The following is a 16,698-nucleotide window of genomic DNA, read 5'->3' as shown; positions in this document are numbered from 1 at the left end:
GCTAGATGTTTTTGTTTGTCAGTAAAAAGTATTTTCGTATAACTTCCCCGTATGCGCATCAAGCACTTCGGGCGTCCGCTCGTGCTCGCTACCAATCATTCGATACACTAGTTCGTACGGGGCCTCTTCCGCCCTAGCATTGTGCATCCGTTCCCATTGCAGACGCAGCTTGGCCTGTGCCGTCCATCGGAGGATAGCTGTCTGGTAATCAAATGAAGGCACGGTCTCCAGCTTCTTTAACTGTTCTGGCCTTATGGAGGGGGACATCAAACTTTTGACCCTCCCATTAGAGCGGTCAACAGCTAGTTGATAGCATTCATCCCTGACAGATATGTCTTGAACATATACACCAAAGCGAATGATTTCCAAACGATCTTCGTCGTCGCTCTCTTCAGTTAGAAGCTTGAGATACGGCAACATTTCGGCTGCTAGTCCTCGGACATAGTCCATAGCTACTTCTATACATGCGTCTCGATCCCAGGTTAATGGAGCTAGTTGATCTGGCTTACCATGCGAAACAAAGTCAATCAGTTGTCCGGATTGGCTGTCTACTCGCGCCTTGACCGCTCCCTCCATCTGATCCGCCCAATAGGCCTTCCAAGACCGGTCATTCTTGGCTGGACGCTCTTCATTCTGTTGCTTCCACACCATCAACTTGGTGTTCGAGCCAATATTGTCGTCTTGTACTAACTGAAAATGGTCGTTGTCTACGCCAATCCACTCTTCTAGGCTTCGTGCGGACGGGAACTCACCTGGCCACTCGTCCAGAGTTCTTGGGTCAGAGGGGACAGCTTCTGCCCTATAGGCTGTCGGAACTTCCTCCTGTGATGATGCAGTATAGATTAGTCCTCTACTTCGGGGGGCGTAAACAAGATGGACCTGATCGTCACCATCCGTGTACACGGCTTTGTCCAATACGCAATATTCCACATGTAGCAAAAAATTCGCCTTCATACACGCCATCTGTTCCTCTTCTGGTGTGATCATGGTTGGGAGTGCTGGCCCTGGAACGGTTCCATAGTACCTAAATCCGACCACGCGACCGCTGGGATGAACCATAATCAGGCATCCCGTCTCAGGAAGCGGCAGCCCCATCGCCTTCTGCTGTCGTGTGTACACAAACATCCCTTCCATCCACTCCATCTCACAATACGGAAAATCACGCAGTGCGCCGGGATAATGATCTTCCAGGAATTGCTCTGCCTGCTGTTTGAGCTCCTCCTCAGATATCCGTGTCTCGTTGTCCAATGAGGTCCAGGAAATGGCATAGTCTAGCAAGTTGCCGCCCCTAGAGAGCGTGGCAGAAACGGCGTCATCACTCCCCGTTTTAACCCATAAGAATCCCGCTTCTCCCTTCCCTGTTCCCCTCCCGGTGTTCTCTTGATAGTCATTGACGATCAGATCATAATCCGGTGAAACGGCAAACTGGTGCTCTGCCTGTTGTCTTAACTGCAGGCGTAATGTATCCAGGTCTCGTTCGAGAAAATCTTGAGCCATTTCGTTGCGCAAATGTTCCAGCCCCTTCCGTAATTGTGTTTTTACAGTACCTAATGGCATATCCAGGAGATGGGCGATTTGCTGCTGGGTCAGGTCCTTCTTATATTTTAAGAACAGGAGCTGACGCAGCTTCGGATTCAGACTGGCCAATGCACGCTCCAGATCCAGGGTTTGATCGATATCATTAACGACCAATGGCTCTTGCGCCTGCGGGTCTTCGCTCAGGTGAACACGCTTGGATTTCTTCAAATGATTGAGCGCCCGGTTCACCACAATTCTGGTAAGCCAGCTCTCAAACGCTTCGGCTTGTTGCAGCGTTTGCAGTGACTCATAAGCCTTAACCAGGGCATCCTGAACGATATCCTCCGCATCTTTGGACTCCCGTACATAATGGCGAGCCACTCGGTGCAGCTTATCCGTTCGATCCTTTATAAGAGAAACGAAGGCATCGTGATCTCCGTTTTGTGCGGCGTTGATTTGTTGCTGTGCATCGATCATTGTCGTTCACCTCCTGTTATATAGACAGCTAACTCGGGGGTTTGGATTTAATTAATGTAACATTATTCTTATAGTTGTTCCCAAATAAGTGCATATGCTGATTATTTAGATATACACCTAATCGGCAATCGGTACAAGTTCTTATCCTTAGCTTGGGACAAGAACTTGTACCGATAAAATAAAAAAGCCGCTAAAATAGCGACTTCAATGGGAATATGTTCTTGTCCCTCGACAATTCATTTTGGAATGGGCTGGAAAAATATTGATTCTCGTGATGTCAGGGCATCCTGTGGTCGATCGATCAGCATGGGCCAGTACCTTTAGCTCTTTCACTTCATCAGTCCAATTATAAAGGTGAACATGAGTTGTGGCTGGATCTTTGTGGGCAGATTTCCAGTGCTCGCTTCGTTGAGCCCCTTTACTGCCCATTAGCCCTTTCATCTCTGCTGTACCTTCTTCCAACAGAATTACCCGTTTTGTCGTAACAACCCCGCGCATAACTTCATCGTCGAACGAATTGAATACAGTCAACGTGATAGATCTACGAAAACATGTTACATGCAATTTTAGTCAGCTATTTAAAAGCTCGACTTATTTTAAATTTCAGGATAATCTTGTAATTCTCTCGATCTTCAGATGAAGAGAATTGTCCTATCATCCGATGCATAACTTTTTCTATGATTTTTTCACCCAATTTATAACTTTCTACAGATTCATTATTTATTTTTAATTTGTTTTCTACACAAATCACAAAATGATGATCTTCTATATAAGTAAATAAATTAATTTTTTGCTCTCGATCTGCATATTTTAGTATGTTCGACAGAAAATTATCAAATACACGTCCAATATTTTCCATTTCCACAATAATTATGACATCCGTTGGGGAGGCATTTACAAGCACCTGAAATCCTTCCGCTCGAAGTACAGCTGTAATATCTGACAATACATCATGAATTGATTCCCGAACTGAAAGGGTTACTAAGTCTGCCTCCCTCTCTTTATCTAATAAAAAGTATGAAAACAGATCGTCTGTACGATTCTTAAGTTGGAGAGCCTTTTGATACGCACTCTCGATTTGATACCTTGTTTCTACACATAAATCTTCTGGTGTATTACGGGCAAACTCTAAATACATGATGAGAGATGTCAGTGGCGTACGCATATCGTGAGACATTTCGGTTGCAAGATTTCTACTCTCATTTTGCAAATTTTCTATCCTTTCTAACCTGCCTAAAAATGCTTTACGTAGTTCCTCTATACTTTCCGCAATCATCGCCAATTCATCATACCCTCGTACCGTTATAGAATAGTCTAATGAGCCGCCTTCAAGGATATGAATTTCATTATTAATTGTGCTTAAATATTTGATCCCTCTACGTATTCCAAATAAAACAATGGTTATAAATAACATTGCGGACAGCAATATTTCAAGCATGTAGGCCACATTATAGTAGTGAGAAAAATAAAATCCATAGATTGAAACGTTACCTGTCCCATCCTTAAATTTTACTGGGTAAGAGTTCCGTCGATCATAATCAGTTTCAGGCTGACTTCCATATGCTCCTTCGTCATCAGCATGGTACAAGGAATCATATTGAAGCACCTGGTTCTGAAATACGTATAAAAATAAATTACTCTTCTGACTTTTAATCCAGTCTGAAAACGCAATACGATCTGTCGTTGACAGATCGTTTGCTGAAACATATTCTGAAAATTTTTGGACGTAAACTTGAGATTCGGACTTTAAACGCTCATCAGAAGTAAAATAATGATCCATAACCCGATTGCTTATGGACTGCAAAAGTAAAAAACAAAGAACACTTATGGTGAGAGCAATAATTATTAAAACAGTCAACTTTTTAGTTATAGTAAGTTTATGAGTGGCCAAAACGGTAACCTCTTCCCCATTCCGTTAAGATATACGCTGGTTTTGCTGGATCTTCTTCGATTTTCAATCGTAATTTTCGGATGTGTACTACTACCGTATTATTTGAACTGTAGAAATAAGGTTCCTTCCAAATACTCTCATAAATATTTTGGGCAGAGAAAATTTTATTTCTTCTGGTCATCAACAGTTTAAGTAGACCGTACTCCAGATCGGAAAGCTCAATCTTCTGACTGCCTTTCCATACATCGTTAAATTGTCCACTTACTTTTAAGCGTCCTCCGATAAGAAATGTTTCGCCATAATCCTTTTTATCTTGATAAATCGTATACCTACGCAACAAAGCAATAACTCTTGCCAGAAGCTCCTGTACAGAAAAAGGTTTAGTTAAGTAATCATCTCCACCAGCAAGCAAACCTTCCGTTTTGTCCAAAGTTCCGGATTTAGCAGTTAGAAAAAGAATAGGAACATTGTATCGTTCTCTGATTCGTATACAAGCCTCCAGTCCGTTTATTCCAGGCATCATAATATCCAGAATCACCAAATCCAATGACTCATTTACTAATTCAATTCCCTGTTCTCCATCTTTAGCTGTTGTTACTTCATAACCTTCACGGACAAGAGACATACGTAGCAGATCACGAATTTCCTGATCATCTTCAACCACTAAAATCCGGCTTGTCATAGTTCACCTCATACTTGATTTAACTTTTAGCTATCCGTGCGAAGCAATGGCTGTGTACTGCAACGGAAAGCTCCGCCGAAAGAACGAGAAATTTCGTAATCAACATATTCTACTTTGATTCCTCTTTTCTCAAGCTCTTTTCCAATTGTATTTTTGAATGCAATGTCCGTAACATATACTTTGCTACTGATTGGCAATCCATTTACTGCCAAATCTTGAGCATCCTTGTAACTCACTTCGATTTTGTCCCAATTTTTAAGTTCTTCTGGGAGCCCATTGGCTAACGAATCCATGCTAACAATCATTAATCCATCTCTTACAAAACTGATAGCACAATCCAGGTGCAATGTGCCAGGCTCTAGCTTCACCTCAACCACCTTATAACCTGATGGTGTCAAATAGTTTCTGAGCCAATCAATACCGGCTTTGTTTGAAGCTAGACCAGAATTACCGACGAATACAGTCTTTCCATACACGAGGATATCTCCACCTTCAAGGTAAGGACCGGCAGCAGAGTTGATTCCTTTAGAAACGTCTGGTTGTGGGACAGCTACATGCGGAACGTTATTTTGGGCTGCTTCCTTATCCAGAATACTTCTAACAGGTAAAACCTCAAGTCTCCGGTAAGCCGATTTAAATGAACCTTCAATTAGATGATTTCCGATTGTGAAGAATGGATCTCTGACAAAGAAATTAGTTACTCCTTCGCCACCTGTAATGCCATCTTTCACAGCCCCTAGTTGTTTTTCTTTTTCATTTAAAAGGCGTGGACGTTGAACCTCAACCCCGTATTTTTCAAGAACCTTTTTAAGATCTTCACGCTCTTTTTCCCACTTTTTCTGTGCCTCTGCCGGATCCGTATTCATTATAGACATGCCTCCTTCAGGCATAGGCATGTCTCCTTCTGGAAAATCATCAAAATTGAAGTGCATAAAAGCTTCAGATTGTGTCAATACAACTCTTTTTAGCGTGGCGAACTCACTCTCTACATATACATTGTTTTTCTCACTTTTTGTAGTCACAGTTCCATTCACTTCCGTAACTCTATTAACTTTAGACACACCAGTCGCCCCTGCCACTGGTAATATGCTAGTTACCAGTACAAGTGATAATGCTGTTGATCCAACCCACTTCAAACTCTTTTTTTTCATATTAATGCCCTCCTAATAATTTGTTTTAATGCTTACAGTTTGAATTATAGAGAGCAATTCTTAACAGTTTATGAAGGCATACTATTTTAATTTAAACTCCTTTCCGTAAGGTCTGAAAAGAGATCTTTAAATGAATCACATCTTCTTCCATCAAAAACTTAAATACCCGCTTCTCCATGTTTTGGCTCATGCAGTTTAATAGAAGGATTGCTAGATAGATAGGTTTCTTCATGTGCAAAGCAAAATAAGGAACGTACAAAAGGGATACCGTGCCCTAGGCTGCTTGGTTTTAGACGATCAGATTGCTTTGCTAAGTATTCCTTCAGGAGATTTAGAGTTACTCCCGAAATATCGACATCCCCTAGATCAGAAACCAACATCTTGAGGGCTCAACCCTTGAATTCGTTTATCAGCCTTATAATGATTCCAAAGTTCAATTAAAATCATAATAAAACCTCCTATTAAGAGCAATTAATTAAGGATGTAATTATGGAACTTCGTCATCTAATTACCTTAAAGACCATCGTTGAAAAAGAGGGATTTAAGAAAGCAGCTTATCAACTAGGTTATGCTCAGTCTTCTGTCACAACGCATATTAAAGAATTGGAAACTGAACTTGGAAAACCTATCTTTGATCGCTTGGGTAAACAAGTCGTTCTTACTCAGTATGGTCATCAATTCCTGCCGTATGCTTTAAAAATCATTGAGTTGTACACTCAAGCGCTCACTACAAATGATAAGGCAACTGGTAATTTAACACTCGGTATCTAGGAGTCTTTAATGATCTGTCGTAGTCCTTTAGCCCCTCCTTTTTTTGTTGTATTTACAACAAAAAAATTATCGTTTATAATCATTCTAAAAGTATGTTTAATTTGTTTACAAAATGAATTTCTGAAAGGATTATAAGAAATGAAATCAAAAAAAAATAGACTCAATTGAGGGGCTCAACATCGCTTTTCAAATAAGAGAAGAAGTGTTTGTGAAAGAACAAAATGTACCAATTGAAGATGAGTTTGATGATTATGATAATTTAGATGGACAGTGTGAGCACATCCTGGTCTATTTTAATGAACTACCCGCCGGAACAGGCAGAATTATTATTCGAAATGGCGTAGGTAAATTAGATCGAATATGTATCTTAAAACCTTATCGCGAATATGGTCTCGGTAAATTAATCGTTACATCACTGGAAGAAATTGCAGAAAATAAAGGAATATCCAAAGTTAAATTACACGGACAGACACATGCAGAGGGATTTTATCACAAGCTAGGATACCAGACTACCTCCGATGTATTTATGGAAGATGGAATTCCGCATTATCTAATGGTAAAAGATTTATTATCGAAATGATGCCGTTATCACGTGTAAATCTGGTCGGTTTGTTCTTGTCCTTAGCTTGGGACAAGAACTTGGTTCCTTAAAACAAAAAAAGTCGCTAAGCAGTTTGATTATAACCTGCCCTATCCTCGGTTTTATTGAGCTATCGTTTCCCGAATCTTTAGATTGCAACTTCTTCCATAACTCGCCTCAATTTCTTTAGACAATACATTTGTTTGTTCCCCTAGATATTTCAAGTCGTTAGTCAGAACTGTTGTATCGTCGCCTAACCGAGCCATAACTGATACACTTACAACATTTCGAACATCAACATCATTACTTAAAGCTATTTGTTCGATAAAACCCAAAATTATCACAAGTATTTTTTCCTCACTTTTGGTTAATTCATGGTTAATTTAAGTGTGAACAACATTTTTATAATTTAACGTTATCTCTTTCCTCTTTAAGCAAGGTTAGTCCCACTCAACTCTTCGACTTATTTGTTAAACTATCCTGCCCTTATGATACGGTTCGAAGTATTATCTGTAGAGCGAAATCGAAGGCACCCAGTAGGGTGCCTTCGATGTTCTAACTGTCTCTCTTTGGCAAGTTGGATAAACGAACTCAAATCCATCAACCAACCTTGTTGGGACACTCGTTCATTGTAAAGAACGTGCAAGTGCTGCAACAGAGCCGCGGAAATCGGGTCTGCCGTCAGCCGTCCACAAAAGCGCTGTCACAAATGTATGGCGATTCGGATCGTACAGTGGATCTCCTATAATGTTCTTGTACGTTCTTGCGTGAAACACAAATAGCGTCTCTTCGTCGTCCTCTGACACCGTGAAGGAATTATGACCGGGACCATACATTGAGATGCTCTCATCTGTCGAGAGAACAGCTGTTTGCGACTTGCGCCATGAGGTGGCATCGAGCAAATCAGCATCCGCATCGGCTTCAAGTAGGCCCATGCAATAATTGAAATCGGTGGCGCTAGCCGAGTAAGAGAGGAATACCCGATTACCCTTGCGAAGAAATGCCGCGCCTTCGTTCACTTTATAACCAATGATCTCCCAGTCATATTCCGGCATCGAAATCATCGTTTGCGACCCAGTCAGCGTCCACGGATTGCTCATTTTAGATATATACAGATTAGAGTTACCTCCGATGTTCGGATCCTTTTGTGCCCATACGTAATAACGGCTGCCATTATGCTCAAAGGTAGTGGCATCGAGGGCGAAGCTTTCCCATTCGGTACGAACCTGCCCTCTTTCCATCCAACTGCCTTCGAGCGGATTGTCATTTTCATTCTCTAGCACGTACATCCGATGGTCGAACAAGCCTTCATTCGTTTCCGTCGTGTGTGCGGCAGCGAAATACACGTACCATTTGTTATCAATAAAATGCAGTTCTGGTGCCCAAATATTAGCACTAAGGATACCAGTCTCGCGCTTTCTCCAGATCACTACAGGAGTTGATGTAACAAGCTTCTCAAGGTTCTGGGCTCTACGGATTTCAATCCGATCATACTCCGGAACGGATGCTACGAAGTAATAATAACCATCCGAATGTCTATAAATAAAAGGATCAGCTCTCTGTTCAATTAATGGTTGAATGTCGTGTGACGCTCGTTGTTGGATTTCCATCTTATCACCTGTTTCATCATAATATAGATTACCCTTTAACAGCGCCTGCAGTCATACCGTCTATGAAATATTTCTGAAAAGCAATGAATAGTATGAAAATTGGAATGATGGAGAAGAAGGAGCCCACGATCAATAAGTCATAGTTATTGCCATAAGGAGTTAACAACGTTTTCAAACCGATTGGAAGTGTATATTTACTCTGATCTCCCAACACCATGAATGGCCACAATAGATTATTCCAGCTATTCATACCATTCAATATGGCCATTGCTGCAAACGATGGCTTCATAATCGGCATAATTAGTCTGAAATAAATCGCATACTCGTTTGCGCCATCAACCCGCCCAGATTGAATAATCTCTTTGGGTATGCTTCGTAGATATTGTCTGAAGAAAAATATTGTCGCGGCATTGGCTATACCGGGCAGAATGATTGCCGAATAGCTATTCACCATTCCCAAATCATTAATTAGGCTGTACAAAGGAACCAGCAGTATTTCGAAAGGCACCATCATAATGAGCAAAACACATATAAAGAGGAAGTTCTTACCTTTAAAATGATATGCTGCAAAACCATATGCAACAAATGCGCTTACAAAAAGTGTTAAAACCACTTGAACGATTGTTAAAATCATACTGTTCCAAAACCACACAAAATAATCATGTTCTCCAGTAAACAGAAAGATGAAATTATCAAAACTCATGATTTCAAAATCCAAACTTAGGTTAAGACCATATCTAACTAATGATTCACCTGGTTTAAAGGAAGATAGGGCCACTGCGTAGAATGGGATCATAATTATAACGAATAGTATAATGAATAAACAAATAATTACTATTCTAGAGATGAAATCACTCCTCGTCTGACTTCTGCCCACTTTAATCCTCCTCCTTTTTGAACATTCCACTAAATTTCAACTGCGTTAAATTGATAACCATAGCAATGATTAACAGAACGATACCAACTGCAGCTGCGTAACCCAGCTTATTCTGCTCAATCCCTTGTCTATACAGATATCCAACAATGGTTAAGCCAATATTTTGGGGTGATTTGTTACCGTTGAACATCATCAGGCTCTCGGTAAACATTGCTAAACCTGCATAAACACTAATTGTGGTAACATATACCGTGGTCGGCTTCAATAATGGCATTGTGATCGTTCTAAACTTCTGCCAAGCTGATGCACCGTCAATTGAAGCAGCCTCATAATATTCATTGTCAATGCTTTTCAAACCCGATAGATAGTAAAGCATATTAACGCCTGTCCATCTCCAACATGCGAGGATTAACAGTGCTGCCATACTCCAATTTCCGTCTTTCAAAAATTTGATAGGCTCTACACCAAATAGACCTAGGAAACTGTTCATTAATGAACCTTCCATCTCACCGAATGTAAGGCGGAAAATGGTACCCGCAACTGCGACAGATGTCAATGCAGGGAGAAAGAAAGAAGATTTAAAAAACTCTCTTCCCATCATTAACTTACTGTTGATCATAACGGCGAATAACATGGGAAAAGGAATCAACAGCACTAAGGTTCCTAACATGTACACAACGCTATTTTTAATAGATGTCAAAAACACTTTATCAGTAAGTAATTTCGAATAATTTGCTTCACCAATCCATTTAGGATCCTGTCCCAGCATCCTATCTTGAAAGCTCATTACGAATGAATTTACAAGCGGAAAAAACCAGAATATCAAAAATATGAGTATAAATGGCAATACAAAAACATAAGGTGCAACTTTTTGAGAGTATACAAATTTCTTTATCATATTCTCAATCTCCCTTGACTATGGTTAAACCTGCCGACCACTGTACCTGCCGACAGGTTTAATCAAATCATTTACTTATTATATTTATTTCAATTCTTGTTCAATTGCTGCTTGTGCTTCATCCAATGCTTCCTTCACGTCTTGACCATCTTCAAAGATAGCATTCAAAGTAACCGTATTGAATATATTGCCGATGGTTGGTGAAGCTTTAACGGACTTAATCGCTCTAATTTCGTCTTTGATTTCATTCAACGTATCAAATGCATTTGTTTTAAAGTATTGGACGTATTCATTTTCAGGGTTTTTCGTAACTGCATCATCTTTCCATACTTCCATGTTGATTGGGTCAAATCCAAGTGTATTCCAGATTTCTGTAGTAGCTTCTTTCGAAAGCTTAGCAAAGGCTACAAATTCTTTTGCCAACTGAACGTCTTTACCATTCTTAGTAACAACTGTGCCAGTACCGCCCAAGCCAACGGAACGAGGATTACCTTCTTTGAATACAGGCAATGGAGCTATTGCATACTTACCTTTAAGGTCTTTCATTTCGTTTACAAAGCGGGACATGTACCACTCAGGCATCAATGCACTTGCGTAGTTGCCTTTGTTATATTCACCCTTTGCTTCTTCTGTGTCGGGTTGTCCGCCAGGGATCGTATGAATAACATTGTTCTTCTGCAGATCGACTAACATTTCATACGCTTTAATCATTTCAGGCGAGTTCACTTTTGGATTACCATTTTCATCTGTAAAATCGGCATTTTGCTGAGCTAGTAGCAGCGATGCTTGCCACGAAGCTGATGTATCAGCAGTACCTAAGTACTTGCCAGTCTTTTCGTAAACCTTGATACCTGCTTGTTTGTAATCTTCCCACGTTTTGATTGTCTTGTAGTCAACACCTGCTTGTTCGAGAATTTCAGTGTTGTAGAAAGCAAGCGTAGCACCTACGTGATAATCAAAGCCATAAACCTGATCGGCTTTGGAGTAAATCTCGACACGTGAAGGAACAACAACATCTTTGTATGGTGCAAATACATCATTCAAAGATTCCAGGGGAACGTTGTCACCTTCCAAGAATTTAGGGAATTGACCAAGCTCAATATCCGCGATATCAGGAGCACCTTTTCCGCTTGTAACTGCCAATAAGAGCTTGTTGTGCATATCATCGTAAGGCATAACCGTGACATTCAACTTAATCTGTTTGTCTGGGTTCTGTTGGTTCCATAACCCCAGCATTTTATCCAAATGCTTGCCGTGCAAATCTGCGAATGTCCAAAATGATAATTCTGTTGCATTCTCACCGGCATTAGCGCCTAATTGTTGTGTTTCCGTTTCTGAACCAGAAGGACTACCACATGCAGTAAAAACAAGTGACATAATCAGGAGAGTAACGATGGAGATTAAAGCACTGCGTTTTTTCATTTGTTCGTCATCCTCTCTTTTTTGTTATGCATTTGAAAAGTCGGCTGACTAGTTAGTTCTGTTAATTTAAGCGGTTACAATCCATCTTGGCACCACCATCCTTAACATAATTCTAACCTTTCAAAGAAAAGACCCCTTCGCAACAATTTCTCAGATTCCATATTGTAAGCGCTTTACATGCCGTATTATAATATATATGAAATAAGCTTTATATAACCAATTGATTATAAAATCATAAAGTTTATGGGGAGATGCTACTCTTTGAAAAAGCTGGCGCTCTACAAACAAATTCGAGAAAACATTATACAGAAAATTAAATCAGGGCAGCTTCGGCCAACGGACCGCATTCCTTCTGAACAAGAACTAATGGACGAATTCAGAGTAAGTAAAATAACCGTCAGGAACGCCCTAACCCTACTAGCTGACGAAGGATTAATTATACGCGTACAAGGCAAAGGCTCATTCGTCTCTTCTAGTCTTGTTGTTTCTAGCATCAATTTCTCGCCATCCCCAAGCAGCGCGTGCTCCATGCCGCTCATCGGCTTCATCATTCCGACGATGAGAACCCGTGTCATTCAGAAGCTCGTTGACTACACGGAACACTTCCTACAAGAAGCCTGCCTCAGCATGGTACTAAGCATCACGCGCGAGTCCTCCTCTATCGAATCAAACGTCATTCGTACACTAACGGAGCTCGGTGTGAAGGGGTTGATCGTTTTTCCAACAGAAGATGAGAAGTATAACGAATCATTACTGCGTCTGTCGCTCGATAAATTCCCGTGTGTGTTCATCGACCGCTATCTGCGCAACATTGAGACGTACACCATTACATCCGACAATTACGGCGGTGCGTATAAAGCTGTATCCCATTTGTTATCCAAGAGTCATCAGCAGATTGCGCTCATCTCACCTGAAAATGCCAATACAGCCGTCGAGGATCGCACGCTCGGCTTCGAGCAGGCGTACACAGATCAAGGCATCTCGATTGACAAGAGCTTGTGGTGTCACATCCCTCTCGACATTCTACGCAGCGAGCAAGCATTGGACTATGTAAGCAACTTCTTGCAGAACCACAGTGGAATTTCGGCAGCCTTTTCCTTGACTGAAGAAACAGCACGCCTTACATCCGCCGCTATCAGTCTTCTGAACGTTCACTCAAATATCGACTTGCTATCTTTTGATAATCCACATCTTTCAGGCGTAGCTTATGTGCAGCAGGATGAACAGGAAATGGCACGAACAGCCGTAAAGCTGTTACGTGAACAAATGGATGATATCTATTCTCCCAAGAACGCCGTTATTCCCGTGCAACTCATCTTCCCTTGACACGACAAACGTTGCAGCCTACACAATGATCTTGTCTTCAGCTTGGGACAAGACTTGGTTCCTAAAAACAAAAAAAAGGCACCTCTGTGGAGAGATACCTTTACCTATATTATCCGCAAGACATGTTTCTGGCTGAGCAATGGATAAACATTGAATAATGCTGCAGATTTCAAACACCATAAATAAATTTAGTTGTCATTGTATACAGCCTCCCTTTTTCGTAGTACCACTACGATATCTGTCTGAGGTACAAATAAGTTATAATTCGTTACATGCACTTGTCTCGTTTCGGTTACTGATTCTATCTTTAATTCAGGAGGAAGACAGCGCTCTATGTGAGTAATTAATGTTTCTTTGGTAAATCTCCAAATTACACCATCAATCGAAGAGTTCGCCATATAACCACCGTCCGTTACAGAACCTGAAAGAGACTTGAGAACAACCGGGTCCGCAATAATGATAGATCCACCGTCACGTAACAGTCTGCAGCTCTCTATGAAGGCTTTTTTGTGATAGCGAATGTGATGAAAGCTTCTTGCAAACAAAATCATATCGCAGCTATGATCAGGTAAAGAAGTCGGTTTATCAATGAAAGCATGGATATAAGAATTAAACCTTCCCCACTTCTTTCCAAGTTTTAGAGCATTTATATTCGGATCCATGTTGAGAAAACGAACATCCTTCTGCTTGCGAAGATACTTGTTCAATAAACCTGTACCACAGCCCACCTGAAGAACATCGCCCTTTAAAGGGGGTAAAACTTTGTAAACATTACGAGGAATAGGAAAATTTTGAACGTACATGGCCAATTCGTAGAAAATCGGATAACGCTCTTGCAATCGAACCAATTTACTGGTGTAGAAAGGATTCCGCTTTTTGTGACGTTTAAAGTCCCATTTGTTCAAATAGTAGACAGGGGTTAACAGCAAGAACAGAATAATAAAGACACTTTGGACGCTATAAATTCCAAGTTTACTAAAACGATCATTGGAATTATGAGACATCATTTGTTTAGAAGTATTCAAAATGATCACTCCCCTCTCACAACGCTATAAATGGTGTAGAACCTCTTTAACATAATAAACGAATCCAATATATGGTTGAATGCGCCGAAAAATACAGACATACTGTCCGTAAGCAATGCTTCCTTCCAAATGACTTACGAAGCGAAGGGAATCTGATCATGCACAATTCAATCGTATTTAGAGAAGAGTATTTTTTGACTCCTTCACCTCCGTCCATTTGAAGCTGACAAAAAAAGAGCCGTTTACGATGATGCATCACATGTGTTTCAACCACTGGATTTGAAAGAACAGGTTCCGTTATAATTATGAACTGTCTGTATAAGCCGTTTTGGAGATATCATTTTTTCGTGGAGGCCTCAATTGGACAATGTTTGTCGAGCGGCGTAACGAATTTCGCAACGTATTCGAACAAATGTTACATCAACAGGAGGCTGGCTACGTTCTTATCCCTCATCTGAGCATCGAAAAAGCCGCCCACAGGCGACCTTTTGAGCAAGAATACGATTTTCAATTTGAAGTATGATCATCAGGACAATGGATCATATAGGTCTGCATCATGTTCTTCGATCCAATCAATTTGCCTGAATCCATAGCCAGCCATCGTTTGCTGCACATCCAGCACCTCTAATTCCGGTGCCTGCCAAGGCGTTTTTTTCGTTTCCATCGGTCGTCCCCTCTTTCTACAAAAACTGGAACCAAGATGCGAGCACCCTTACATTACTTGTGCGATACAAACTTTTTTAAGATACAATATGTATCTTTGCGAAAATTATAAGACACAATACGTATCTAAGTAAACAACTATTTCATCCCTTTCTATGGGTTAAGTATTCCCCTGTAGCGCTACTGACCCGAGTTAAAGCCAACTCTCCTCTATATAGCTTTTTTATTTTGATACTCATCTAATCGTTAATCGGACTATTTTTGATCTGATCACTGAAGTGAAGAGCAGTAAAGAAATCATTCATGAATTGATGGCTGACTTTATTAAGGAGTAGCACCGGTCACCTGGATCATATGATATCAAACAAACCGATAACTGACTTGTTTCAGTTGTCGGTTTGTTTTTTAGAATTTGTTAAAACCTTATTTCAATAAATGCTTTGAGATCCTATTCTCATTCCAGTCGTATACTAAGACACTATTCTCACGGTAGTCCAATACAGACCCTTTTACTCCATTAAATTCGTGAATAGAGGCCAAAGTTTTTACATCTAAAATATACTGGGTGGTAAGCAAATCTACATATAGGTTTCCTTCTACCGTTTTCTTTGCTGTCGGCAGACCGTCTCCCTCAGACATATTAAAATTCGATAGTACCCTATCCTTTACTAAACCCTTCTGGTTGAACAATCTTAATTTTTTGGTTTGAGGATTAAATACCATATAATCATCCCCAGCTTGGAAAGCAAACCCAAATTGATCGATTGTTCTTCCCCAGATAGCGGAACCTTTTGGAGATAAAGCTATTAGTTTACGCGTATTTGCTTGATATACTGAAAACACAAAAGTACCATCATCGAGTGCAAAAGCAGTATAAAAGTTGACTCCTGCTCCCTTTGGGAATGTGTATTGAAATGAGCGCTGTAAGGAAGAGTTGTATACTTCAACTTTTTGAGCATTGCCTTGCTTTGTTAACAGCTCTATGGCGATTTGGTTCTTCGACACAGTAGTTAGCTTTCCGGATACCACCTTACTTGCTTTCTGCTTGCCATTTTTATCGAAAGATAGTAGTTGTACCGTTTCTGCACCGATTGTATTCGATTTCTGACCTGCAATAATTAAGTTTCCGTCACTCATGCGATATAACTTGCCATCAAATGCCCCTAGATCTTGTCCTACGCGCTTACTCCAATTTTCCTTCCCTGCAGGGCTCACAGAATAAAGAATTCCTGGAAATGAGAAATAGGCGTATACCGTACCGTCTGGTGCATAAGCAAAAGGATATTCTGTACTTGGCCATCCGTATCCCGCCTTTGCAAACGAGAATACCCATTTAATCTTTCCTGTTTTGGGATCTACGGCTCGAAGTGTATCGGGTGACCAAGCTTTTGTCTCAGAGAATCTTTCTTCTCCAACATGTAAGTACAGCGTATCTTTTCCTGGCACATAAAAACTCTCTGGTTGAATCGATATGTAATCTTCATTCGGTGATTGAGTCCAAACCGCTTGTGGCAAGGATTCATAATTCTTAGCAGCCACCACCCCACCAACATTTGCAAAAACCAGGGTAGCTACCATGAGACTAATTAACTTCTTTTTCATACGAAAACCTCAACTTTCCTTTTTGAATTGATACTTCATAACCGGAGTTAGATTCAATAGGGTTGCCCCTTATAAACTTGCATTGTTTTCCCCTCTCCTATTGGACTATATAATTTTATCGACATTATTTCACTATTATTAAGGAATATAACATGACATTTTTTGAAAACACCTAACAGCGACATATTTCATTCTTCGTAGCATA

General features: G+C 40.5%; 13 protein-coding genes and 1 pseudogene. 3 read left to right on the top strand and 11 right to left on the bottom strand.

Features of this window, described 5'->3' with window-relative positions; translation table 11 throughout:
* Positions 1-18: 18 nt before the first annotated feature.
* The 4 genes from MKY95_RS17425 to MKY95_RS17410 all read right to left on the bottom strand — a co-directional run bounded on the left by MKY95_RS17425 (position 19) and on the right by MKY95_RS17410 (position 5,719).
* Positions 19-1,995 carry a sigma-70 family RNA polymerase sigma factor gene (locus tag MKY95_RS17425; RefSeq protein ID WP_339193573.1) on the bottom strand — a complete coding sequence of 659 codons (1,977 nt, stop codon included), beginning with the start codon at positions 1,993-1,995 and terminating at the stop codon, positions 19-21.
* Between the two features lie 574 nt (positions 1,996-2,569).
* Complete coding sequence (locus MKY95_RS17420) at positions 2,570-3,886, bottom strand: HAMP domain-containing sensor histidine kinase (RefSeq protein WP_339193570.1); 1,317 nt, start codon at positions 3,884-3,886, stop codon at positions 2,570-2,572.
* Positions 3,873-4,568 carry a response regulator transcription factor gene (locus tag MKY95_RS17415; RefSeq protein ID WP_339193567.1) on the bottom strand — a complete coding sequence of 232 codons (696 nt, stop codon included), beginning with the start codon at positions 4,566-4,568 and terminating at the stop codon, positions 3,873-3,875. The genes MKY95_RS17420 and MKY95_RS17415 overlap by 14 nt, the downstream gene beginning before the upstream one ends.
* 26 nt (positions 4,569-4,594) lie before the next feature.
* Positions 4,595-5,719, bottom strand: coding sequence for an arginine deiminase family protein (locus MKY95_RS17410; RefSeq protein ID WP_339193565.1), 1,125 nt, complete (start codon positions 5,717-5,719; stop codon positions 4,595-4,597).
* Between the two features lie 489 nt (positions 5,720-6,208).
* On the opposite strand from MKY95_RS17410, the pseudogene MKY95_RS17405 reads away from it, so the two are divergent.
* Positions 6,209-6,487 (top strand): annotated as a pseudogene (locus MKY95_RS17405) (LysR family transcriptional regulator); the annotation flags it as partial.
* A 157-nt stretch (positions 6,488-6,644) separates the two neighbouring features.
* Positions 6,645-7,070, top strand: a complete 426-nt coding sequence (locus MKY95_RS17400; protein WP_339199999.1) for a GNAT family N-acetyltransferase — start codon at positions 6,645-6,647, stop codon at positions 7,068-7,070.
* Between the two features lie 626 nt (positions 7,071-7,696).
* Here the strand turns inward: MKY95_RS17400 and MKY95_RS17395 are convergent.
* The 4 genes from MKY95_RS17395 to MKY95_RS17380 all read right to left on the bottom strand — a co-directional run bounded on the left by MKY95_RS17395 (position 7,697) and on the right by MKY95_RS17380 (position 11,877).
* Positions 7,697-8,680, bottom strand: a complete 984-nt coding sequence (locus MKY95_RS17395; RefSeq protein ID WP_338706175.1) for a family 43 glycosylhydrolase — start codon at positions 8,678-8,680, stop codon at positions 7,697-7,699.
* A gap of 28 nt (positions 8,681-8,708) precedes the next feature.
* Entirely contained in the window at positions 8,709-9,557 is an 849-nt protein-coding gene (locus tag MKY95_RS17390; protein WP_017688246.1) for a carbohydrate ABC transporter permease, read from the bottom strand.
* Position 9,558: 1 nt separating this feature from the next.
* Complete coding sequence (locus MKY95_RS17385) at positions 9,559-10,455, bottom strand: sugar ABC transporter permease (RefSeq protein ID WP_315372012.1); 897 nt, start codon at positions 10,453-10,455, stop codon at positions 9,559-9,561.
* 84 nt (positions 10,456-10,539) lie between these two features.
* Positions 10,540-11,877 (bottom strand): extracellular solute-binding protein, encoded by a 1,338-nt coding sequence (locus MKY95_RS17380; protein ID WP_338706171.1) that lies wholly within the window; start codon positions 11,875-11,877, stop codon positions 10,540-10,542.
* A gap of 261 nt (positions 11,878-12,138) precedes the next feature.
* On the opposite strand from MKY95_RS17380, the gene MKY95_RS17375 reads away from it, so the two are divergent.
* The gene (locus MKY95_RS17375) at positions 12,139-13,203 is read left to right on the top strand and encodes a GntR family transcriptional regulator (RefSeq protein ID WP_017688249.1); all 1,065 of its coding nucleotides are present in this window, start codon (positions 12,139-12,141) and stop codon (positions 13,201-13,203) included.
* A gap of 188 nt (positions 13,204-13,391) precedes the next feature.
* Here MKY95_RS17375 and MKY95_RS17370 read toward each other — a convergent pair whose 3' ends face one another.
* From MKY95_RS17370 to MKY95_RS17360, 3 genes are all read right to left on the bottom strand, one after another.
* Positions 13,392-14,228, bottom strand: coding sequence for a class I SAM-dependent methyltransferase (locus tag MKY95_RS17370; protein WP_047843251.1), 837 nt, complete (start codon positions 14,226-14,228; stop codon positions 13,392-13,394).
* A 526-nt stretch (positions 14,229-14,754) separates the two neighbouring features.
* Positions 14,755-14,892 carry a paeninodin family lasso peptide gene (locus tag MKY95_RS17365; protein ID WP_339193562.1) on the bottom strand — a complete coding sequence of 46 codons (138 nt, stop codon included), beginning with the start codon at positions 14,890-14,892 and terminating at the stop codon, positions 14,755-14,757.
* Between the two features lie 422 nt (positions 14,893-15,314).
* Positions 15,315-16,493 (bottom strand): hypothetical protein, encoded by a 1,179-nt coding sequence (locus tag MKY95_RS17360; RefSeq protein ID WP_339193560.1) that lies wholly within the window; start codon positions 16,491-16,493, stop codon positions 15,315-15,317.
* Positions 16,494-16,698 lie beyond the last annotated feature (205 nt).

This window comes from Paenibacillus sp. FSL P4-0176 (genome assembly GCF_037975265.1).
In the GTDB taxonomy this organism is placed as follows: Bacteria; Bacillota; Bacilli; order Paenibacillales; family Paenibacillaceae; genus Paenibacillus; species Paenibacillus amylolyticus.
This window is presented reverse-complemented; position numbering and strand designations above follow the sequence as displayed.

Excerpts from the sequence above, each read along its gene's own strand:
- MKY95_RS17385 (WP_315372012.1), bottom strand. The coding sequence starts at position 10,455 with ATGATAAAGAAATTTGTATACTCTCAAAAAGTTGCACCTTATGTTTTT.
- MKY95_RS17410 (WP_339193565.1), bottom strand. The coding sequence starts at position 5,719 with ATGAAAAAAAAGAGTTTGAAGTGGGTTGGATCAACAGCATTATCACTT.
- MKY95_RS17360 (WP_339193560.1), bottom strand. The coding sequence starts at position 16,493 with ATGAAAAAGAAGTTAATTAGTCTCATGGTAGCTACCCTGGTTTTTGCA.
- MKY95_RS17415 (WP_339193567.1), bottom strand. The coding sequence starts at position 4,568 with ATGACAAGCCGGATTTTAGTGGTTGAAGATGATCAGGAAATTCGTGAT.
- MKY95_RS17395 (WP_338706175.1), bottom strand. The coding sequence starts at position 8,680 with ATGGAAATCCAACAACGAGCGTCACACGACATTCAACCATTAATTGAA.
- MKY95_RS17365 (WP_339193562.1), bottom strand. The coding sequence starts at position 14,892 with ATGGAAACGAAAAAAACGCCTTGGCAGGCACCGGAATTAGAGGTGCTG.
- MKY95_RS17380 (WP_338706171.1), bottom strand. The coding sequence starts at position 11,877 with ATGAAAAAACGCAGTGCTTTAATCTCCATCGTTACTCTCCTGATTATG.
- MKY95_RS17425 (WP_339193573.1), bottom strand. The coding sequence starts at position 1,995 with ATGATCGATGCACAGCAACAAATCAACGCCGCACAAAACGGAGATCAC.